At 34.1% G+C, this 21453-nt stretch carries 16 protein-coding genes and 1 pseudogene; 14 read left to right on the top strand and 3 right to left on the bottom strand.

Translation table 11 applies throughout. The features are described 5' to 3' along the window. Positions 1 to 260: 260 nt before the first annotated feature. Positions 261 to 1649 (bottom strand): dihydrolipoyl dehydrogenase, encoded by a 1389-nt coding sequence (gene lpdA, locus NAT50_RS04815; RefSeq protein ID WP_250591968.1) that lies wholly within the window; start codon positions 1647 to 1649, stop codon positions 261 to 263. A 249-nt stretch (positions 1650 to 1898) separates the two neighbouring features. Between lpdA and NAT50_RS04810 the strand changes: the two genes are divergently transcribed. The 8 genes and pseudogenes from NAT50_RS04810 to NAT50_RS12380 all read left to right on the top strand — a co-directional run bounded on the left by NAT50_RS04810 (position 1899) and on the right by NAT50_RS12380 (position 13424). Continuing rightward, a complete protein-coding gene (locus NAT50_RS04810) occupies positions 1899 to 3113 on the top strand; it encodes an RsmB/NOP family class I SAM-dependent RNA methyltransferase (protein WP_250591967.1) in 1215 nt (404 codons plus the stop codon). A gap of 26 nt (positions 3114 to 3139) precedes the next feature. Further along, positions 3140 to 4354, top strand: coding sequence for an endonuclease (locus NAT50_RS04805; protein WP_250591966.1), 1215 nt, complete (start codon positions 3140 to 3142; stop codon positions 4352 to 4354). Between the two features lie 71 nt (positions 4355 to 4425). Further along, positions 4426 to 5670 (top strand): annotated as a pseudogene (locus NAT50_RS04800) (endonuclease); the annotation flags it as partial. A gap of 189 nt (positions 5671 to 5859) precedes the next feature. Beyond that, positions 5860 to 9537, top strand: a complete 3678-nt coding sequence (purL, locus tag NAT50_RS04795) for a phosphoribosylformylglycinamidine synthase (RefSeq protein ID WP_250591964.1) — start codon at positions 5860 to 5862, stop codon at positions 9535 to 9537. A gap of 60 nt (positions 9538 to 9597) precedes the next feature. After that, positions 9598 to 10461, top strand: coding sequence for an EamA family transporter (locus NAT50_RS04790; RefSeq protein ID WP_250591963.1), 864 nt, complete (start codon positions 9598 to 9600; stop codon positions 10459 to 10461). Between the two features lie 42 nt (positions 10462 to 10503). Beyond that, a complete protein-coding gene (locus NAT50_RS04785) occupies positions 10504 to 11529 on the top strand; it encodes a glycosyltransferase family 9 protein (protein ID WP_250591961.1) in 1026 nt (341 codons plus the stop codon). An 83-nt stretch (positions 11530 to 11612) separates the two neighbouring features. Next, entirely contained in the window at positions 11613 to 13043 is a 1431-nt protein-coding gene (locus tag NAT50_RS04780; protein WP_250591959.1) for an L-serine ammonia-lyase, read from the top strand. A 72-nt stretch (positions 13044 to 13115) separates the two neighbouring features. Further along, a complete protein-coding gene (locus NAT50_RS12380) occupies positions 13116 to 13424 on the top strand; it encodes a ribosomal maturation YjgA family protein (RefSeq protein ID WP_408610652.1) in 309 nt (102 codons plus the stop codon). Between the two features lie 4 nt (positions 13425 to 13428). Here the strand turns inward: NAT50_RS12380 and NAT50_RS04775 are convergent, their stop codons facing one another. Further along, on the bottom strand, positions 13429 to 13860 hold the full coding sequence (locus NAT50_RS04775) for a nuclear transport factor 2 family protein (protein WP_250591957.1): 432 nt from the start codon (positions 13858 to 13860) through the stop codon (positions 13429 to 13431). 101 nt (positions 13861 to 13961) lie between these two features. Here NAT50_RS04775 and panB point away from each other — a divergent pair, with 101 nt between their 5' ends. Genes panB through NAT50_RS04755 form a run of 4 tightly spaced genes read left to right on the top strand, consistent with a single transcriptional unit; the run spans position 13962 to position 17616 of the window. Then, complete coding sequence (panB, locus tag NAT50_RS04770; RefSeq protein ID WP_250591955.1) at positions 13962 to 14780, top strand: 3-methyl-2-oxobutanoate hydroxymethyltransferase; 819 nt, start codon at positions 13962 to 13964, stop codon at positions 14778 to 14780. Positions 14781 to 14817: 37 nt separating this feature from the next. Further along, entirely contained in the window at positions 14818 to 15507 is a 690-nt protein-coding gene (locus tag NAT50_RS04765; RefSeq protein ID WP_250591953.1) for an RluA family pseudouridine synthase, read from the top strand. Positions 15508 to 15531: 24 nt separating this feature from the next. Continuing rightward, positions 15532 to 16860 carry an aldehyde dehydrogenase gene (locus tag NAT50_RS04760; protein ID WP_250591951.1) on the top strand — a complete coding sequence of 443 codons (1329 nt, stop codon included), beginning with the start codon at positions 15532 to 15534 and terminating at the stop codon, positions 16858 to 16860. Positions 16861 to 16878: 18 nt separating this feature from the next. Continuing rightward, positions 16879 to 17616 (top strand): hypothetical protein, encoded by a 738-nt coding sequence (locus tag NAT50_RS04755; RefSeq protein WP_250591949.1) that lies wholly within the window; start codon positions 16879 to 16881, stop codon positions 17614 to 17616. A gap of 309 nt (positions 17617 to 17925) precedes the next feature. Here NAT50_RS04755 and NAT50_RS04750 read toward each other — a convergent pair whose 3' ends face one another. Then, complete coding sequence (locus NAT50_RS04750; RefSeq protein WP_250591947.1) at positions 17926 to 18822, bottom strand: GAS domain-containing protein; 897 nt, start codon at positions 18820 to 18822, stop codon at positions 17926 to 17928. Positions 18823 to 18945: 123 nt separating this feature from the next. On the opposite strand from NAT50_RS04750, the gene NAT50_RS04745 reads away from it, so the two are divergent. Further along, positions 18946 to 19980 (top strand): formimidoylglutamase, encoded by a 1035-nt coding sequence (locus NAT50_RS04745; RefSeq protein ID WP_250591945.1) that lies wholly within the window; start codon positions 18946 to 18948, stop codon positions 19978 to 19980. Positions 19981 to 20009: 29 nt separating this feature from the next. Beyond that, a complete protein-coding gene (locus NAT50_RS04740; RefSeq protein WP_250591943.1) occupies positions 20010 to 21281 on the top strand; it encodes a DEAD/DEAH box helicase in 1272 nt (423 codons plus the stop codon). Positions 21282 to 21453 lie beyond the last annotated feature (172 nt).

The following is a 21453-nucleotide window of genomic DNA, read 5'->3' as shown; positions in this document are numbered from 1 at the left end:
CTATTTTTAAGTTAACTATACAATAAATTCATTTGCCGTACATCAATTACAAAATTCCTGTACATCTTTTACTTAATTGTCGTACATCTTTCATGCAATCGTCGTACATCTTTTGATTCTTTCATCAGGATAATTATATTCCCTAACCCGATGTAAACTATATTTTCGTTTAAAAAACATTTATTACAAAAGAGATACCACAAAAAAACCGATTTGCTTACACAAATCGGTTTTCTATCTATTTCTTTTATTCTAAAAGATTATAAGTGAATCACTTCACCATAAGCATCGGCAACTGCTTCCATTACTGCTTCACTCATCGTTGGGTGAGGATGCACTGCTTTTAAGATTTCGTGTCCCGTAGTTTCTAGTTTACGCGCTACAACTGCTTCTGCAATCATATCGGTAACTCCAGCACCAATCATGTGACAACCTAACCATTCGCCGTATTTTGCATCGAAAATTACTTTCACAAAACCGTCAGGAGTACCCGCTGCTTTTGCTTTACCAGAAGCAGTAAATGGAAATTTACCCACTTTAATTTCGTAACCTTTTTCTTTAGCTTGCTTTTCTGTTAAACCTACCGAAGCAATTTCAGGGGTAGCATATGTACAACCTGGAATGTTTCCATAGTCTAATGCCTCAACATGTAATCCTGCGATTTTTTCCACACATAAGATTCCTTCTGCTGAAGCCACGTGAGCTAATGCTTGACCTGGAACTACGTCACCAATTGCATAGTAACCCGGTACATTAGTTTGGTAATAAGCATTCACTAAAATTTTATCTCTATCGGTAGCAATTCCTACCTCTTCTAAACCAATGTTCTCGATGTTCGATTTAATTCCAACTGCAGATAATAAAATATCCGCTTCTAAAACTTCCTCTCCTTTAGCCGTTTTCACAAAAGCTTTAACACCCTCACCAGACGTATCAATTCTTTCTACTGAAGAATTAGTCATAATGTTGATTCCTGATTTTTTCAAAGAACGCTCAAATTGTTTAGAGATATCTTCGTCTTCCACCGGAACAATGTTTGGCATGAATTCTACAATGGTTACTTCCGTTCCCATAGTGTTGTAGAAATGAGCAAACTCCACTCCAATCGCACCAGAACCAACCACAATCATTTTCTTTGGTTGCTCCGCTAAAGTCATAGCTTGGCGGTATCCTATTACTTTTTTACCATCTTGAGGTAAGTTAGGTAATTCACGAGAACGCGCTCCAGTAGCAATAATAATATGATCTGCCGAATATTCGGTAACTTTACCATCAGCAGTAGTAACGTCTACTTTTTTTCCTGGTTTTACTTTTCCAAAACCATCAATAACGTCAATTTTATTCTTTTTCATTAAGAATTGAACACCTTTGCTCATTCCATCAGCTACGGAACGAGAACGTGCAATCACCGCATTAAAATCTTTATCAAATTCCTTAACGGTTAATCCATAATCAGAAGCATGTTTTAGGTAATCAAAAACTTGAGCCGATTTCAATAACGCTTTCGTTGGAATACAACCCCAATTCAAACAAATTCCACCCAAATTTTCTTTTTCGATAACGGCTACTTTAAAGCCTAATTGTGATGCTCTAATAGCAGTAACATAACCACCAGGACCACTTCCTAAAACTATGATATCGTATTTCATAAAATGATAATTTTTCAAAATTTGAGTCCAAAAGTACATAATTAATATAGAGTTCTCAAATATTCTAAACAATTATTTGGGCGTTTCCCTTCGGGCCACGTGTTTCGCGCTACACGGTAGCTAGCTTCACCCGTTAACGCAATTCGCCGTATGAACACACCATTTATTCTGTATAATAGCAAAAAACTTTAAGCTCTAAACCTTAAACTTAAAACTTTATAGTATCTTTGCACGCTCAAAATTAACAACATGCGATTACATAGAAATTTGGTTTACACCACAATAGACTCTCTAAATGCCATTTTTAACGAAGGAGAATACGCCGATAAAGTAGTAGCCAGAGCCTTGAAAAAGGACAAACGCTGGGGCAGCGCCGACCGTAAGTTTGTTGCGGAAACCATCTATGAAATTGTACGTTGGAAACGTTTATATGCCGAAATTGCAGAGGTTAAAGAACCTTATAACCGTGATAATCTGTGGCGTATGTTTGCGGCTTGGGCAGTCCTAAGAGGTTACCCTATCCCGGATTGGACACAATTACAAGGCACACCGGAACGAAAAATAAAAGGTCGTTTCGATGAATTGTCAAAGAACAGAGCCATCAAAGAATCTATTCCAGATTGGATGGATGCTTTAGGAGTAAAAGAATTAGGAGAAGTGGTTTGGACAAAAGAAATTAAAGCACAAAACGAACAAGCCAAAGTAATTCTACGTACCAATACATTAAAAATAACTCCAGATAAACTTCGCGCCCGTTTAATGGATGCGAATATCGAAACGGAATACATTAAGAATCAACCTCAAGCCTTAGTTTTAAAAGAACGCGCTAATGTTTTTTTAACTCAAGAATTCAAAGACGGATTATTTGAAGTTCAAGATGCTTCATCACAATTGGTAGCACCTTTATTAGATGTAAAACCAGGAATGCGCGTAGTTGACACCTGTGCAGGAGCGGGTGGAAAAACATTGCACCTAGCTTCTATCATGGAAAATAAAGGTCAATTGATTGCTTTAGATTTATATGAAAGTAAACTCAATCAGCTCAAATTACGTGCCCGCCGCAACGGAGTGCACAACATTGAAACCCGTGTGATAGAAAGTTCTAAAACGATTAAAAAACTACACGAAAAAGCGGACAGAGTTCTTATTGACGCTCCTTGTAGCGGTTTGGGTGTTTTAAAACGTAACCCCGATAGCAAATGGAAATTGCAACCTGAATTCATAGACAACATCAAAAAAGTACAGGCAGAAGTTTTAGAAAATTACTCGAAAATAGTAAAACCGGGAGGAAAATTGGTTTACGCTACTTGTTCTATCTTACCTTCTGAAAATCAAGAACAAATACAAAAATTTCTAGCAACAGAAAGCGGAAAAAATTTTACCTTTGTAGAAGACCATAAAATCCTAGCTCACGAAACAGGGTATGACGGATTCTATATGGCTTTGTTAGAAAGAAAATCTTAACCTTAACCCCAAAAACCAAAATATTTATGAAAAAAAATTACTTCTTAATCGTTTTGTTGAGTTCCTTTCTTGGGATAGCTCAAATTCCTACTGGATATTATGATTCTGCAAATGGTTTATCAGGCTGGGCTCTTAAAACCCAATTAAAAAAAATAATCAACAGTAATAATGACGGTTTATCACCCGAATATTTTCATGTAGATAAAGGTTATGGAACAGGAACAAACACCACGAATAATGGACTTTGGTCAGCTTATGGTACTACAGACAGAGATATGGGTATTGGTTATGAAGATGACAATACAATAGTTGATATATATACGGAAAATCCAAATGGTCCAGACACTTACAATTTCAACTTTAATACTGCATCTGGTGGAAATAATGGGCAATGTGGCTCCTACGTTAATGAAGGAGATTGCTATAATAGAGAACATCTAATTCCTCAATCTTATTTTGGCCATAATAATTCAGGACCACAACTATCTAAATATTTAATCATGAAAACTGACATTCAACATGTTTATCCAACCGATGGCAAAGTAAACGGAATGAGAGCTGATTTTCCTTTTGGCAAAGTTGGAAATACAGCAAGTTATACTTCTTCTAATGGATCTAAATTAGGAAATGCTTCTAATTCGGGATATGCTATAGGATATTCAGGAACTGTTTTTGAACCTATTGACAAATTTAAAGGAGATATAGCCCGTGTATTCTTATATTTTGCAACACGCTACGAAGATGATATGGATGAATTATATAGTTTATACACTACCGTTGATGCTAGAGTAATGTTTGATGGATCAACAAACAAAGTATTTAGTCCAACTTTCATCAATATTCTTTTAACTTGGCATTTACAAGATCCTGTTAGTTTAAAAGAAATTAAAAGAAATGATGCAGCATTTAATTATCAATCAAACAGAAATCCTTTCATCGATCATCCTGAATATGTTTGTCAAATCTGGTCTACTGAATGTACTAAACTAAGTAATGATAATTTTGCTTTAAAAGAAAAAACATCTATCTATCCTAACCCATCAAATGGAAATTTCACTATCGACTTTAAAGAATATGGTGATTATAGTATCGAAATTTTCAACACGTTAGGACAAAAGGTTTTTTCGGCTAAAGAAAACAACAAAAACAATATCGAAATTAACAACGTTCAAAAAGGAATATATTTTGTAAGAATTTCTAAAAATACACAATCAATTGTTGAAAAAATTGTTATCAATTAATCTAAAGCGGTCTGTAGAGACCGCTTTTTTTCATAAATTTCAAACCAACAAGAACTAAACTAAACTACCTAATGAAACCAAGATTAATCTTAGTAACATTACTAAGCTTTTTTTTAGCTAACTCTCAAGCTCCAGCGGGGTATTATAATACGGCTACTGGCTCTGGTTATACACTCAAAACCCAACTGCACAAAATAATCAGTAAGCATAAAGATTTAGGCTATGGTGGATTATGGCAAACCTATAAAACTTCTGATATTGATGATTTTTATGAGAAAGACCAATCTGTCTTAGACATGTATTCTGAAAATCCAAGAGGAAAAGATCCTTACATTTTTAAGATGGGTTCCAACCAATGTGGCATTTATTCTGCTGAAGGCGACTGTTACAATCGAGAACATATCATCCCGCAATCTGTTTTCAATTCTGCTGCTCCTATGGTTTCCGATGCTCATTTTATTCCTCCTACGGACGGAAAAGTAAACGGTAAACGAAGTAATTTTCCACACGGAAACGTGGCTTCGGCTAAATGGACATCAGAAAATGGAAGTAAATTGGGCTCCAGCGCCATAAACGGATACAAAGGAATCGTTTTTGAACCTATTAATGAATTCAAAGGCGATATCGCTCGTATGTATTTTTATTTTGCGACCTGCTATGAAAATAAAGTTGCTGGTTATAACTATGATATGTTCAACGGTACGAATCATCAAGTTTTTACAGAAGCCTTCAAAAATATGTTGCTTCAATGGCATAAAATGGATCCAGTAAGTGAACGAGAGAAGAAACGAAATAATGCCATTTATAAAAGACAAGGAAATAGAAACCCATTTATTGATCATCCTGAATTCGTAGAGAAAATTTGGGGTAAGGCTTCGGTGGTAAAAACCAATACTTCTAAAAAGACAACAATAAATCAAACCAATACCAAAAGTATTCAGAAAACTAAAACCTCTCCTCCTATCATCGCTACACCAAATAATACGACTGGGAATGTATATTTTTCGGCCTACATTGAAGGTTCTGGAAACAATAAAGCATTGATTATTACCAATGGAACTTCGAAGTCAATTGATTTAGGAAATTACACGATAAAAAAACAGACCAATGGCAAAGGTGGTTGGTCTAACGGACTAAAAGTCAAAAGTAAATTAGCGCCTAACCAAAGTTTAATCATACTGCATCCAAAATCGCAACTCAATTGTTCCTATTCCAATAGCTTACGATTAGAGTCAACCGAACTCGAATTTAATGGCAACGATCCTATTGGTTTATTTTTAAATGACAAATTAATTGATTGTTTGGGTACTTTTAATGACGCCAAAATATTCTCGGAAAATGAGACCCTAAAGCGAAAAAAAAGCAACGCTATCCCTAGCACAAACTTCAATAAAAGCAATTGGGAAATTTTACCCATCAATACTTGTAAATAATTTTTTAAAAAGCGCTTCGTATTTCAAAAGTGAAATAGTAAATTTGCAAAACAAACACAACAACAACACAACATGATTCATTTCTTCGGAAACCAATCCAATACGGTTTTTGCGGTACAAACGCAACATGACTTATCGACAGAAGACATCAACAAATTAAACTGGCTTTTTGGCCACGCACATAAAATAGAAAAATCCGTATTGACGGATTTTTTTGTTGGACCTCGTGCAGCTATGATTACTCCGTGGAGTACCAATGCTGTTGAAATCACTCAAAACATGGGAATTGAAGGAATTATTCGTATTGAAGAATTCCAAAAAGTAAATGCCGATTTCACTGATTTTGATCCGATGTTATCGCAAAAATATTCGGAATTAAATCAGGACATTTACACCATCAATATCCAACCAGAACCTATTTTAGAAATTGAAGATATTAACGCTTACAACCAACAAGAAGGTTTGGCTTTAAGTCCTGAAGAAGTAGAATATCTTCATAATTTATCGAATAAAATTGGCAGAAAACTAACTGATTCAGAGATTTTTGCTTTTTCGCAAGCGAACTCAGAGCATTGCCGACATAAAATTTTCAATGGAACCTTTGTGATTGATGGTGAAGAACAACCTACTTCCCTATTCAAGTTAATCAAGAAAACATCAGAAACGAATCCAAACGATATTGTTTCTGCTTACAAAGACAATGTGGCTTTTGTAAAAGGTCCGAAAGCAGTTCAATTTGCTCCTAAAAGTGCGGATAAACCTGATTTCTATCAAGAATCAGCATTTGATTCGGTACTTTCTTTAAAAGCAGAAACACATAATTTCCCTACCACAGTAGAACCTTTTAATGGAGCTGCAACAGGCTCGGGTGGTGAAATTCGCGACCGTTTAGCAGGTGGTCAAGGTTCGTTACCCTTAGCAGGAACAGCCGTTTACATGACTTCCTATTCAAGATTAAACGAAGAACGTCCATGGGAAAAAGGAATGGAAGAAAGAAAATGGTTGTACCAAACACCAATGGATATTTTAATTAAAGCGTCTAACGGGGCTTCCGATTTTGGAAATAAATTTGGGCAACCTTTAATTACTGGTTCCGTTTTAACCTTTGAGCATGAAGAAGAAGCCAGAAAATTAGGTTTTGATAAAGTAATCATGCAAGCGGGTGGAATTGGTTATGCCAAATTGGATCAAGCTAAAAAGCATGAACCAAAAGCAGGAGATAAAATTGTTATTCTAGGTGGTGAAAATTATCGTATTGGAATGGGTGGTGCTGCAGTATCCTCTGCTGATACAGGAGCATTTGGTTCAGGAATTGAATTAAATGCGATTCAACGTTCCAATCCTGAAATGCAAAAACGTGCTGCAAATGCTATTCGTGGGTTAGTAGAAAGCGATAACAACCCAATTGTTTCTATTCATGATCACGGAGCTGGTGGACACTTAAACTGTTTGTCTGAATTAGTTGAAGCTACAGGCGGGCATATCGATTTAGATAAATTACCAGTGGGTGACCCTACCCTTTCAGCTAAAGAAATCATCGGTAACGAATCGCAAGAAAGAATGGGATTAGTGATTGGTGAAAAAGATATCGAAACTTTACAACGCATCGCAGAAAGGGAACGTGCACCTATGTACACCGTTGGAGATGTTACCAATGATCATCGATTTACTTTTGAATCAAAAACCACAGGCGCAAAACCAATGGACTATGCTTTGGAAGATTTCTTTGGAAGTTCTCCAAAAACGATCATGACCGATAAGAGCATAAAACGTAATTATACCAATCCAGAATATACAACTTCAGAAATTCCAACCTATTTAAATCAAGTTTTACAATTAGAAGCGGTGGCTTGTAAAGATTGGTTAACTAACAAAGTAGACCGTTGTGTAGGCGGACGCGTGGCAAAACAACAGTGTGCAGGTCCATTACAACTTCCTTTAAATAATGTCGGGGTTATGGCATTAGATTTTAAAGGAAAAGAAGGAATTGCGACTTCGATTGGGCACTCGCCTATTTCTGCATTAGTTGACCCTGTTGCGGGTTCCAGAAATTCAATTGGAGAGGCTTTATCTAACTTAGTTTGGGCGCCAATTAAAAATGGTTTACAGTCTGTTTCCTTATCTGCGAATTGGATGTGGGCTTGTAAAAATGAGGGTGAAGACGCTCGTTTATACCAAGCAGTGAAAGGATGTTCCGATTTTGCAATTGAGTTAGGAATCAATATTCCAACAGGAAAAGATTCCTTATCTATGAAACAAAAATATCCAAATGATGAAGTAATTGCTCCAGGAACAGTAATTATTTCGGCTATTGGAAATTGTTCTAATATAACCAAAGTTGTAGAACCTGTTTTAAAAAGAAATGGTGGTAATATCTACTACTTAAACTTATCACAAGATAGATTCAAATTAGGTGGTAGTTCATTTTACCAAATTCTAAACAAAGTAGGTTCAGAAGTACCAACGATTAAAGATGCTACTTATTTTAAAAAAGCCTTTAACACCTTACAAGAATTAATCAAAGATCGTAAAATCAAAGCTGGACACGATATTGGAAGTGGCGGTTTAATCACAACTTTATTAGAATTATCGTTTGCTGAAGTGGGCGTTGGCGCTGCTTATGATTTATCTGTATTAGGTGAATCAGATACCGTAAAAACCTTATTCAACGAAAATATTGCAGTTGTTTTCCAAGCGAATGAAGATGTGGAAGCAACTTTCAAAGCTAATGGCATTGAAATATTCAAAATTGGTTCAGTATTAGAAGGCGATTTCATTGCTATTAAAAACGGAAATGACAACTTTAATTTCTCCATTACAGAATCAAGAGATACTTGGTTTAAAACTTCGTATTTATTAGATACTAAACAATCGAAGAATGGTATGGCAGAAGCGCGTTATGCGAACTACAAAAACCAACCTTTAGAATTTGTTTTCCCTAGTAGTTTTGATGGAACCCTTCGTCAAGCTCAGGGTGACATTGCTCCTGTTGGTTCAAGACCAAAAGCAGCGATTATTCGTGAAAAAGGAAGTAATTCTGAACGTGAAATGGCTAATGCAATGTATTTGGCAGGATTTGATGTTAAAGACGTACACATGACCGATTTAATTTCGGGTCGTGAAACGCTTGAAGATATTCAGTTTATCGGAGCCGTGGGTGGATTCTCTAATTCAGATGTTTTAGGATCTGCAAAAGGATGGGCCGGTGCGTTCCTTTACAATGAAAAAGCAAATACTGCTTTAAAAAACTTCTTTAATAGAAAAGATACATTATCTGTTGGTATTTGTAATGGATGCCAATTGTTTATGGAATTAGAATTAATTAATCCTGAACACGAAATACATGGCAAAATGCATCACAATACCTCAAACAAACACGAAAGTGGGTTTACATCAGTTAAAATCCAAAAGAATAACTCGGTGATGTTATCTTCTTTAGAAGGATTAACACTTGGGGTTTGGATTTCACATGGTGAGGGTAAATTTAAATTGCCTTATGCTGAAGAAAAATACAATATTGTAGGTAAATATGCTTACGAAGGTTATCCTGCCAATCCAAATGGTTCTGATTTTAACACCGCTATGCTATGCGATACTACTGGAAGACATTTAGTGATGATGCCACACATTGAGCGTTCTATTTTTCCATGGAACTGGGCGTATTACCCAGAAAGAGAAGAAAAAGACGAGGTTTCTCCATGGATTGAAGCTTTTGTGAATGCTAGAAAATGGATCGAAAATCAAAAATAATCCAAACAAAGAGCTCTGAGAAATCAGGGCTTTTTTTGTATCATTGCATAAAAAATAATTATGCTATACGTTGTACTTAGTGTTATTTGCAGTGTTTCCGTTGGAATTCTTTTGAAATTAGCAAAAAAGAAACACTATAGCTTTTACCAAATTATTAGCATTAACTATATCATCGCTTGGGGTTTAACTCAACTGATGTATCAACCCCAATTAAAAACGCAATTAAGTTCTTCCACTTCTAGTATTATTATAGCCTTGAGCATTTTACTTCCTGTAATTTTTGTGTTCCAAGCTAAAGCAATCAAATATAGTGGCATTGTAAAAACAGATATCGCCCAACGAATGTCCTTGTTCTTATCACTTTTGTTTTCTTTTTTTATCGCGAAAGAAATCTTTGGCATCTATAAATGGATTGGAATACTACTCGCTTTCGTAGCGATTTTTCTAACTTTTTACAGAAAAAATGATGCTGAATTGACCAAAAATAACAAATGGCACTTTTTACCTCTTGTTTTATTAGGCTTTGGTGTTATTGATATCCTATTTAAAAAAGTAGCTTCTTTACAGGAATTACAGTTTACAGAAGTGCTCTTTTTAGTGTTCCCGGGAGCCTTATTCGTTTCTTTAATTATTTCGATTTATTATTTAATCAAAGGCAAAGAATCTTTTAATCCTATCAATATTCTATGGGGCATTGGAGTAGGAATACTCAATTTTGGAAATATTTCACTTTACATTAAAGCGCATCAAGCCTTGTCTAGCAATCCGTCGACGGTTTTTGCAAGTATGAACATGGGGGTAATTGTTTTAGGTAGTTTAGTTGGAATTATGGTTTTTAAAGAAAAAGTAAATCGATGGAATTATTTAGGAATTTTACTTTCTCTTTTAGCTATTGGATTTATTTCCTATTCACAATTGAAATAATTACATAAAAAAACTATTTTAGCAAACTAAATTCTAAACTAAATGTTAAAAAAAATAAATAACTACAGAAGAAAAATCACAAAGGGATTGACTAAGAATATTGGAAAAACAAATTATAAAAGTTTTGAAACTATTGATCCTCAGAAAATCCGTAAAATTATTGTGATTAGACCTAATCACCGATTAGGAAATCAGTTATTAATCACTCCTTTAGTTCAGGAATTAGAGTCTCTATTCCCCAACAGTAAAGTAGATTTGTTTTTAAAAGGAGGATTAGGACCGATTTTATTTGAAAATTATACCAATGTAGACGATGTAATCACCTTACCGAAAAAGCATTTCAAAGAATTTTTTAAATATGTAAAAGGTTGGATGAAATTGATTACTAATTCGTATGATATTGCTATCAATGTCACTCCAGGTTCTTCTTCTGGAAAATTAGCCACTAAATTTTCTAATGCCAAATACCGAATTTTCAGTGAGAATAACGAATCCTTACAAGCTCAATTCCTTGGCTATAAACATATTGCTAAAAAACCAATTTACGATATTAGGTCTATATTAAATAAAATTTCATTTGAAAATATTCCTTTATTGGATTTAAAATTAAATGACACTGAAAAAAATAAAGGAAAGCAATTATTGAAAGATTTAATCCAGAATGATCACAAGACAATTGCAGTTTTCACTTATGCTACCGGTCAAAAATGTTATTGCATAGAATGGTGGGAAACCTTCTATCAAGAATTGAAACAAGCATTTCCTGACTATAACATTATCGAAGTGCTTCCAGTTGAAAATATTTCTCAATTGAATTTTACCATTCCATCATTCTACAGTAAAGATGTCCGAGAAATTGCTAGTTTTATATCTAATTGTGATGTTTTCATTGGTGCCGATAGTGGTATTATGCATCTCGCTAGTGCTTCCCTATCCCCTACTATTGGGTTGTTTCAATTCAACAATATGGCAGTTTATGAACCCTACGGAAATCATAATATAGGATTTAATACCACTCAAACGCCTAATGATGAAATTATTAAATACATCAACACGATATTGAACTAATCTATTGGTGTTTTTTAAAAAATTATCTCTTTTTTGTTTGATTATAGCGGTTATCTTTGCAAGTATAAATCAATAATTATATTATGGAAGAATGTATTTCAATTTTTGACATGTTAAAGATTGGTGTAGGCCCTTCAAGTTCTCATACCCTTGGTCCTTGGCGTGCTGCTGAACGATTTTTAAAAGAGCTACAAGAAAAAAACATTCTTTCAGAAATCTCACAAATCAAAGTAGATTTATACGGTTCATTGTCATTAACTGGAATAGGACACGCCACAGATTTAGCCGTTATGTTAGGTCTTAGCGGTCAGGATCCTGAATACATTCCGGTACAAGATATAGACGGTATCATAAAAGATATTCGTAACAACCATCAATTAAATCTTAATAATTCCTTTTTAATTGATTTTCAAATAGAGCGAGACATCGTTTTCAATAAAAATTTTCTTCCTTTTCACGCCAACGGAATGACATTTACTGCCTTTTTGAAGGATGACAGTAATTACCAATCAACGTTTTATTCCATCGGTGGTGGTTTTGTTGTTAAAGAAGAGAAAGATAATGTCCAAACCAGTGAAAACACTATTCAATGTGCTTTCCCATATCCTATAAATTACGCCTCTGAATTATTAGATTATTGTCAAAAACAAAATCGAAAAATATCTGAAATTGTTTACGATAATGAGAAATCGATGCGTTCCGAAGAGGAAATTCACCGTGAATTGCTCCGCATCTGGAATACCATGCTAGAGTGCATGTACATAGGTTGTCATAGCGAAGGAATTCTTCCTGGTGGATTAAATGTCCGCCGAAGAGCTTTTGATATGCATCAGAATTTAATCGGTTTGGCCAATTATTCTACACCACAAGAATGGCTAGAAACCATACGTAAAACCGAAGTAAAATTCCGGCAAATATTAAAATGGGTAAGTTGTTTTGCTTTAGCTGTTAATGAAGTTAATGCCTCTTTAGGAAGAGTAGTTACCGCTCCTACCAATGGAAGTGCGGGAGTTATACCAGCTGTTTTAATGTATTATATGGTAATTGAAAACCATCAGGCTAACGAAGAACAGGTAAAACAATTCTTAATGGTTGCTGGAGAAATTGGAAGTATTTTCAAAAAAGGAGCCACGATTTCAGCTGCTATGGGTGGCTGTCAAGCAGAAATTGGTGTTTCCTCTGCAATGGCTGCCGGTGCATTGTGTGAACTTATGGGCGGAACACCTGAACAAGTTTTAATGGCTTCAGAAATAGCCATGGAACATCATTTAGGTTTAACGTGCGATCCTATTGGTGGTTTAGTTCAAATTCCGTGTATTGAAAGAAATACTATGGGAGCTATTAAAGCCATCAATGCTGCTGAATTAGCTTTAGAAACCGATCCTAAAAATGCTAAAGTACCATTAGACAAAGTTATCAATACCATGTGGGAAACAGCAAAGGATATGAATAATAAATACAAAGAAACTTCTGAAGGAGGCCTAGCTGTAGCGGTTAATGTTGCCGATTGTTAATTTCGATTTACTATAGAAAAGCAACGCATTACATATCTTGTCACTACTTGTTACATCATCATCCTAGGGATATTGTCTCGTCAATTTGAGTTTATTCCTTTGTTTTTTGGTGATATTTTATATGCTTCGATGGTATACTTTATAGTGTGCTTGTTGTTTCCCAAAACAAAATCCTTAACTATTTTAGGAATTAGTTTAGTTATTTGCTATTTAATCGAGATACAACAAATTTGCGATTTATCTTGGCTTGTAACTTTTAGAGGAACCACGATAGGTCATTACTTATTAGGGGAAGGCTTTTTGTGGAGTGACCTGATTTATTATACTATTGGCAGTAGTCTATCGTTTATAATTCACCAGAACAATTTCTTCAGTAAGTAAAAAACTATTTTCTTCTGGTATCAATAATATGAACAATCTTCCATCCTTGTGCTGTCTTGAAAAGAGTAAAAGAATTAACCCCTTTGTGACTAAGTTTTCCGTTTAAATAAAATTCATATGGTGTCCAGGCATGAGCCATAGCTCCATCAATTTTTATCTTGTAGCTTAAGATTTTTTCTTCAAAACGTACTTCATTTGGAATTTTAGCAATAGATTTAAAGAAATCAGTACTTTTTTCCTGTTTCAATTTAGACTCTGTTTTATTTTCTAAAATAGACTGTAACATCATAGTTTCATCACAAATCGATTTAATTTTGACAGTGTCTTTCGCATGAAAACCTGTGAAAAATTGTTTAATCGTATTCTCCACTTCAACCTTTTGCGCTTGTAACATTACGGAAAATCCTAATGCTATCATTACTAAAAAAACTCTCATCAAAAATCAATTTTTAAGACAATAAGTAGTATTAATGGTAAATATGTTACAATTTTTTTATAAATTATAGTAATTTTACAAACCAAACAAAACACAAAATTATGTCTACAGCTAAAAAAGATTATAAAAGAATCACTACCAAGTCATTAATTGATATGAAAGCTAACGGAGAAAAAATCTCTATGCTAACGGCCTACGATTACACCATGGCTAAAATAGTGGATTCGGCTGGTGTAGATGTGATTTTAGTTGGCGATTCGGCAAGTAACGTAATGGCTGGACATGAAACGACTTTACCTATTACACTTGATCAAATGATTTATCACGCTTCTTCAGTAGTTCGTGGTGCCGAAAGAGCCTTAGTTGTAGTAGATCTACCTTTTGGTTCCTACCAATCTGATTCTAAAGAAGCCTTACGATCTGCTATTCGTGTAATGAAAGAAAGTGGTGGTCATGCCGTAAAATTAGAAGGTGGAAAAGAAATCAAAGAATCAATTCGTAAAATACTTCAAGCTGGAATTCCTGTTATGGGACATTTGGGTTTAACCCCTCAATCTATCTACAAATTCGGAACGTATACTGTTCGCGCTAAAGAAGAAGCAGAAGCAGAAAAACTTTTGGAAGATGCTAAATTATTAGAAAAAATAGGTTGCTTTGCCTTAGTTCTTGAAAAAATCCCTGCAGCCTTAGCTAGAAAAGTAGCCGAAAGTATTGCCATTCCGGTTATAGGAATCGGTGCAGGAGGCGGTGTAGATGGTCAAGTATTAGTGGTACACGATATGTTAGGAATGAACAACGAATTCAGTCCAAGATTCTTACGTCGTTATATGAACTTATATGAAGATATGACTAAATCTATAGGACAATATGTTTCCGATGTAAAATCAGAAGATTTCCCAAACATCAATGAACAATATTAATTCAAATTAGAAACCATTTTAATTTGAAATTTTATAAATGAAAATTCTTTCCAACAAAGACAACCTTCAAGTACTCTATGAAGACAATCACATTATTGTGGTAAATAAACGTGTTGGCGATATAGTTCAAGGAGACAAAACCGGCGACAAACCATTATCTGATGTCGTTAAAGAATACATCAAAGAAAAATACCACAAGCCTGGTGAAGTTTTTCTTGGAGTAGTTCATCGTTTAGACAGACCCACTACGGGAATAGTTGTTTTTGCCAGAACCAGTAAGGCATTGACACGTCTTAATGAGATGTTCAGTAACAGAGAAACACAAAAAACATATTGGGCAGTCGTTAAAAACCGACCTCCAAAAAACGAAGACCTATTAATTCATTTTCTGAAAAGAAACACTCAAAATAATACTTCAAAAGCTTATAGCAAAGAAGTTTCAGACAGTAAAAAAGCGAGTTTAGACTATAAAATAATCAAAGAATTAAAAAATTATTTTGTTTTAGAAATTCAATTGCACACAGGGCGTCATCATCAAATACGTTCTCAACTTTCAGCAATTGGATGTCCAATAAAAGGTGATTTAAAATATGGTTTTGATCGTAGTAATCCTGATGGTGGCATTCATCTTCACGCTCGAAAACTCCAGTTTGTGCATCCCGTATCTAAAGAAACCCTTGAAATTACGGCTCCCGTTCCTGATGATGTAATTTGGAATTCGATTTAATCTTTACCTTTAGCAAAAAATGATATGAGAACATTCCCTTCTGTTTCGGAAAGAAAAGAAGTTCTACGAAAACTTCTAAAAAATATAATCGTTCACGAAGAAGAAATTTTGGATGCTTTATATAAAGATTTTAAAAAACCAAGATTTGAAGGTGTTATCACCGAAACTTCTTACGTAATAAACGATTTAAAGCATACGATAAAAAATTTAAACCAGTGGGCAAAACCTCAAAGGGTCTTACCTTCTCTTTTAAATTTTCCGTCTTCTGATTATATCTACAAGGAACCCTATGGAAAAGTACTAATCATAGCCCCATGGAATTACCCTTTTCAGTTGGCCTTATCTCCTCTTGTAGCAGCTATAGCGGCAGGAAATAGCGTAACATTAAAGCCTTCTGAAATGACTCCATATACTTCAGCATTAATCTCAAAAATCATCCGAGAAACTTTTGATGTGAGACAAGCTTTAGTCGTAACAGGAGACCATACCATTGCTCAAGATTTATTACAAAAACGTTGGGATTATATATTTTTCACCGGTAGTGTTCCCGTTGGCAAAATTGTAGCCAAAGCGGCATCTGAACATATGACACCTGTTACTCTGGAATTAGGAGGCAAAAGTCCTTGTATTGTTGATGAAACAGCAAATCTTCCTTTGGCCGCCAAGAGAATTGCTTGGGGGAAATTAGTCAACGCTGGACAAACCTGTATTGCTCCTGATTATATTTTAGTTCATTACAGAGTAAAGAAAAAATTTATTGAATTACTTAAAGAAGAAATTCAAAAAGCCTTGGGTGAAAATCCTGAAAATTCAAAAGACTTTGCTCGAATTATCAATTTAAAAAACTGGAGACGACAAATCGGTTTACTGGAAAATCAAAACATTATTTTTGGAGGACAATATCAGGAAGAAGAATTATATCTTGCCCCAACGCTAATTGAGGAACCGGACTTGGATAGTCCTGTAATGCAGGAAGAAATTTTCGGACCCATACTTCCGATAAAGTCGTATGAAAATAAAACCGATATTGAGAGAATCATTTCCCGTTTTGAAAAACCGCTGGCTTTATATTTATTTTCGGAGAACAAAGCATTTATAAAAGAAATTAGCGAGCGTTATTCATTTGGCGGTGGTTGTATTAACGACACTTTAATTCATTTTGCCAATCATAAATTGCCTTTTGGAGGTGTGGGACATTCCGGAATAGGTGCCTATCATGGCCGTTTAGGATTTGACAGTTTTTCGCATCAAAAAGCAGTAGTTAAAAAAGCAAACTGGTTAGATGTTCCTTTGCGTTATGCTCCGTACGGAGGAAAACTTAAACTTATAAAACGAATTTTAAACTGGGTATAAAAATTAAAATTAAAAAAAATGTCAGAATTTGAATCATTTGAGAAAGAACAAAAAAAAGCGTTTGATTTAGGAGAAGCTATTAACCAATCTTTTGAAATATATAAAAAAATTGCATTACCCGGTGGCCTAGGATTATTGTTAATCATGGCTATTCTTTCTATTGCATCTATTTCCGGTATTGGTTTCTTTGTGGATATTGAAAGTTTTTCAGAAAAAATGAAAAACTTTAAACCTGAAACCTTATCATTTCAAGACAATTTAATTTACATTGGCGTTATTACTATCATCACAGCACTTATTAGTCCCTTTATTGCCGGAATACAAAAAATGTGTCATGAAGTGGATCACAATGAAGAAGTAAAGTTTTCTTCTATTTGGTTTTATGTGAACTCCGATAGATTCATTCATATTGTATTAGCCACTTCGCTAATTACCCTTATCACTACCGCAATCAACAATTATTTAACGAGCAGCATGCCTCTTTTTGGTAATATTTTAGCCATTTGTATCACTTTCCCTATAAGTGTTTTAACCTTTATCATGCTACCACTTATATTATTTGAAAGGCTTAATGCTATACAAGCTATTTCAAAAAGTACTCAATTAGTTTCTAAGAACTTTTTTACGGTATTAATTTTATTACTATTGGGTTATATTTTTGCTTTTGTAGGATTAATTGCTTTTTGCGTAGGGATTATTTTCACTTTACCGATCATCTATGCTGTACAGTATACAGTCTATAAAAACCTATCCTAATAATTTATTATTACACAATAAAGTTATTGCTATTATCACTAGAACTTATTTAATAAAAAAAAAACGGTCTCTTTTGAGACCGTTTTTTAAACCCATAATAATATTTATGTTTTATATTATTAAAACCAAGCAAACTTCTAACGAATGTATAGCTTTGTAGTCTTACTCTTAAATAAATTCGATATAAAGCACAAAATTATCGTTTAAATAAACACTCTTCATTAATTTTAAGTAGTCGCAAAAAACCACCTAACCAAAATTGGTTAGGTGGTTTTTAAATTTTAGAAAATCTGTCTTTATAGATATCTTTTATTTCAAAATAAAACTTGATTTCGAAACTAATTCTGCCTTATCAAAAATGTAAACAAAATAAGTACCTTCTGTAATATTACTCACTGGAAGATCTTTTTCAACTTTTACCGTTTTATTTTCATACTTAACCGTTGAAATAAAACTATATGTTAAAGTCTTATCGCCAAAAGTCTCTGTCTTTTTATCTCCTAAAACATTGTTTTTACTATCAATGATTTGAACATAATACGTTTTATCTCCCGATTTAGCAATTTGATTTTCAGCAATCATAAAACTAACTTTCAAAACATCTGCTCTACTAGCTTTATCCGTTTCTACTTGTTTTCCAGAACTTTTTTGCTTAACCGCAGTAGTTTGTAAATTCAATACTGATAATTTAGATCCTTTTTCTACAGTTTTAGCCAAGTAATCATTTTTAGAAACCAAAGTATCATTAGCTCTTCTAGAATCTGCTAATACAACATTAGTACTGTCAATTTTGGTAGTCAACTTAGAATTCTCTTGTTTAAGAACTTCTACATCTTTCATTAATGCAGCTACTTTTTCTCTAAGTTTTGCAGCCTCTGCTTTGTATTTGGCTAAACTCTGAGCATCTCCTTTAGATTTCTCAACTTCTTCCATTAATTTCTGAACTTTATCACGTTCAGCAATTAACTCCTCAGACATGCTTGTATTATTAGCAATAGCTTCGTCCAAAGAGGCTTTAGAAGCTTCCAAATCTTTCATTACAGCAGATTTTTCGGTCTCTAAAACATTTATTGTTTCTTTATTATCGGTACTTAACTTATACATATATCCAAGGCTACCAATCAATAACAATGCTAAAACTGCTATAATTGCTTTTAAACTTGAATTACTGTTACTTTGTTTTTCTTTACTAACTGGTTGTTCCATAACTAGAATTAAGGTAATTTATAATTAATTTGAATCGCTAATTTATATTTTTTATTTCAGTTTGCAAATTATAACGTAAGTTTCCATAAAAATAGTATTTTTGAATCAACAGAAATTACATCAATGGACAATTTAATTCGATTTAAACAATCTGATTTAGCAAAAATTACAAACTTTAGAAACGGAGAAATAAAATTTGGAGAAAAGATGCTAATTGTCCCCAAAGATGAAAACGTCTTTGAGTTTATAAAAAATTGTGAAGCCCAATTCGTTATCCTTGGAATCCCTGAAGATGTGGGAGTTAGAGCTAATTTAGGAAGAGCTGGTGCCGAATCGGCTTGGAAAAGTGCCATTGCGAGCATTGCTAACATTCAACACAATAAATTTTGCAAAGGAAATTCTATTTTAGTCTTAGGACAGGTTGATACTTCACAAGAAATAGAAGCTGCTGCACTACTTGATGAAAATAATCCCGAAGATCGAAAAAAGCTTTTTAAAATAGTTGAGCAAATAGACAAAGAAGTATCACATATCATTTTTCATATTGTAAAAGCTGGTAAAACCCCCATAATCATTGGTGGTGGACACAATAATGCTTATGGAAACATTAAGGGAACTGCCCTTGCTAAAGGAAAACCCATAAATGCTATTAATTTTGATCCTCACTCTGATTTTAGAATTTTAGAAGGAAGACATAGCGGAAACGGCTTTTCGTATGCGTATGATGAAGGTTTTTTGAAAAATTATTTCATTTTCGGATTACATGAAAGTTATTCTTCCAAAAATGTTTTAGATAATTTAAAATCATTAAAAGACAGAGTCAAATACAATACTTACGACGAAATTAAAATACGCTCTCAAAAAAGTTTTTCACAAGAACTATTCCAAGCCTTAGAATTCATCAAACAAGAGGCATTCGGAATAGAAATCGATTTGGATGCTATTCCTGGTATTGCTTCCAGTGCAATGACGCTTAGTGGATTTTCCGTTGAAGAATTAAGACAATTTATTCATTACTTTGGCAATCACAAAAATGCGGCGTATCTTCATATTTGCGAAGGTGCACCTTCATTGGGAGAAGACAAAAACAATCATTTAATAGGTAAACTCATCGGCTATCTGGTAACCGATTTCATTAAAGCGTATTCGACAAACTAATTTAGACTATCTTTGCATAAAATTTTTATATGCAGTTTCAAGATTTATCTATTTCCAAAAGCGTTTTATTGGCCGTTACCGAAGAAGGTTACACAACTCCAACTCCTATTCAAGAAAAAGCGATTCCAATTATCATGGAAGGCAACGATTTAGTAGGTTGCGCTCAAACCGGAACCGGTAAAACTGCTGCTTTTGCCATTCCTATCCTCAGTCAATTGCATCCTTTAGTGAGTAAATCATCGAAAGGAAAAAAAATTAGAACTCTTGTGGTTACTCCTACTCGCGAACTGGCAATTCAGATTGGTGAAGCTTTTGAAACCTATGGAAAATATTTAAATACAACTCAATTAACCATTTTCGGAGGTGTTTCTCAAAACGCTCAGGTGGATCAACTTAAAAAAGGAGTCGATATATTAATAGGAACCCCTGGTCGATTATTGGATTTACACAAGCAAGGATTTATAGATTTAGATCATTTACACCATTTAGTTTTAGATGAAGCGGACCAAATGTTTGACATGGGTTTCATCAATGATGTAAAAAAAATTATAAAACTTACGCCAAGTAATAGACAAACCTTGCTATTTTCTGCTACTATGCCTCTAGCCATTAGAGAATTAGCCGATCAATTTTTACATAATCCTGCCACAGTTCAGGTTACTCCTGTTTCATCTACGACAGAAATGGTTCGACAACAAATTTATTTTGTAGATAAACCCGAAAAAAAGCAATTATTATTGCATTTATTACAAACAGAAGACCTTAAAAATGTACTTATTTTTGCCCGTACCAAACATGGAGCAGATAACATTGTAAAATCGTTACAAAAGAATAACTTCAAAGCAGAAGCTATTCATGGTGATAAATCACAAAATGCTAGACAAAGGGTCTTAAACGCCTTTAAAGATAAAGAAATCGATATCTTAGTTGCTACTGATGTGGCAGCTCGTGGTATTGATATCGAACTTCTTCCTTATGTCATTAATTTTGATTTACCCAATATTCCAGAAACCTATGTTCATCGTATAGGAAGAACCGGAAGAGCCGGAAATAGTGGCCTTTCTATTTCTTTTTGTTCAAAAGACGAAGAAGTATATTGGAAAGACATTCTGAAACTAACCAAAGCCAAAGTAAAAACTATGGAAGACCATCCTTTTCCTTGGAAAGGAACGGTTAAAAAAACTACAGAAGACAAAGCTGCAAAGCCTCAGGCGAATTCTAATAACCGTAGCGGAAAATCAAAGGCAAAAAATTCTAGAAAATCTGAAAACGCTAAAAAGAACAAGAAGCGTTGGTACTAAAAGGTACTAAAAAGATAAAGTGCCATAGTTTGGGGAACCTTTGGCACTTTAACAATCAAATAAACAAACTAAAAAACTAACTATTTTAAAACACAATAATTAAATTGTGTGTAATTTCTTTTAAAAACATCCTATCCCTAGAATGTTTTTGGAAATTTGGGTATCAAACTTG

This window comes from Flavobacterium luminosum, assembly GCF_023635005.1.
Taxonomy (GTDB): Bacteria; Bacteroidota; Bacteroidia; order Flavobacteriales; family Flavobacteriaceae; genus Flavobacterium; species Flavobacterium luminosum.
The sequence above is the reverse complement of the archived record's forward strand: the minus strand, read 5'-3'. Positions and strand labels throughout refer to the sequence as shown.

Coding starts and splice junctions, on each gene's coding strand:
- NAT50_RS04785 (WP_250591961.1), top strand. CDS start 10,504: ATGTTAAAAAAAATAAATAACTACAGAAGAAAAATCACAAAGGGATTG.
- NAT50_RS04790 (WP_250591963.1), top strand. CDS start 9,598: ATGCTATACGTTGTACTTAGTGTTATTTGCAGTGTTTCCGTTGGAATT.
- NAT50_RS04805 (WP_250591966.1), top strand. CDS start 3,140: ATGAAAAAAAATTACTTCTTAATCGTTTTGTTGAGTTCCTTTCTTGGG.
- NAT50_RS04755 (WP_250591949.1), top strand. CDS start 16,879: ATGTCAGAATTTGAATCATTTGAGAAAGAACAAAAAAAAGCGTTTGAT.
- purL (WP_250591964.1), top strand. CDS start 5,860: ATGATTCATTTCTTCGGAAACCAATCCAATACGGTTTTTGCGGTACAA.
- NAT50_RS04810 (WP_250591967.1), top strand. CDS start 1,899: ATGCGATTACATAGAAATTTGGTTTACACCACAATAGACTCTCTAAAT.
- panB (WP_250591955.1), top strand. CDS start 13,962: ATGTCTACAGCTAAAAAAGATTATAAAAGAATCACTACCAAGTCATTA.
- NAT50_RS04740 (WP_250591943.1), top strand. CDS start 20,010: ATGCAGTTTCAAGATTTATCTATTTCCAAAAGCGTTTTATTGGCCGTT.
- NAT50_RS04750 (WP_250591947.1), bottom strand. CDS start 18,822: ATGGAACAACCAGTTAGTAAAGAAAAACAAAGTAACAGTAATTCAAGT.
- NAT50_RS04745 (WP_250591945.1), top strand. CDS start 18,946: ATGGACAATTTAATTCGATTTAAACAATCTGATTTAGCAAAAATTACA.
- NAT50_RS04780 (WP_250591959.1), top strand. CDS start 11,613: ATGGAAGAATGTATTTCAATTTTTGACATGTTAAAGATTGGTGTAGGC.
- NAT50_RS04765 (WP_250591953.1), top strand. CDS start 14,818: ATGAAAATTCTTTCCAACAAAGACAACCTTCAAGTACTCTATGAAGAC.
- NAT50_RS04775 (WP_250591957.1), bottom strand. CDS start 13,860: ATGAGAGTTTTTTTAGTAATGATAGCATTAGGATTTTCCGTAATGTTA.
- NAT50_RS04760 (WP_250591951.1), top strand. CDS start 15,532: ATGAGAACATTCCCTTCTGTTTCGGAAAGAAAAGAAGTTCTACGAAAA.
- lpdA (WP_250591968.1), bottom strand. CDS start 1,649: ATGAAATACGATATCATAGTTTTAGGAAGTGGTCCTGGTGGTTATGTT.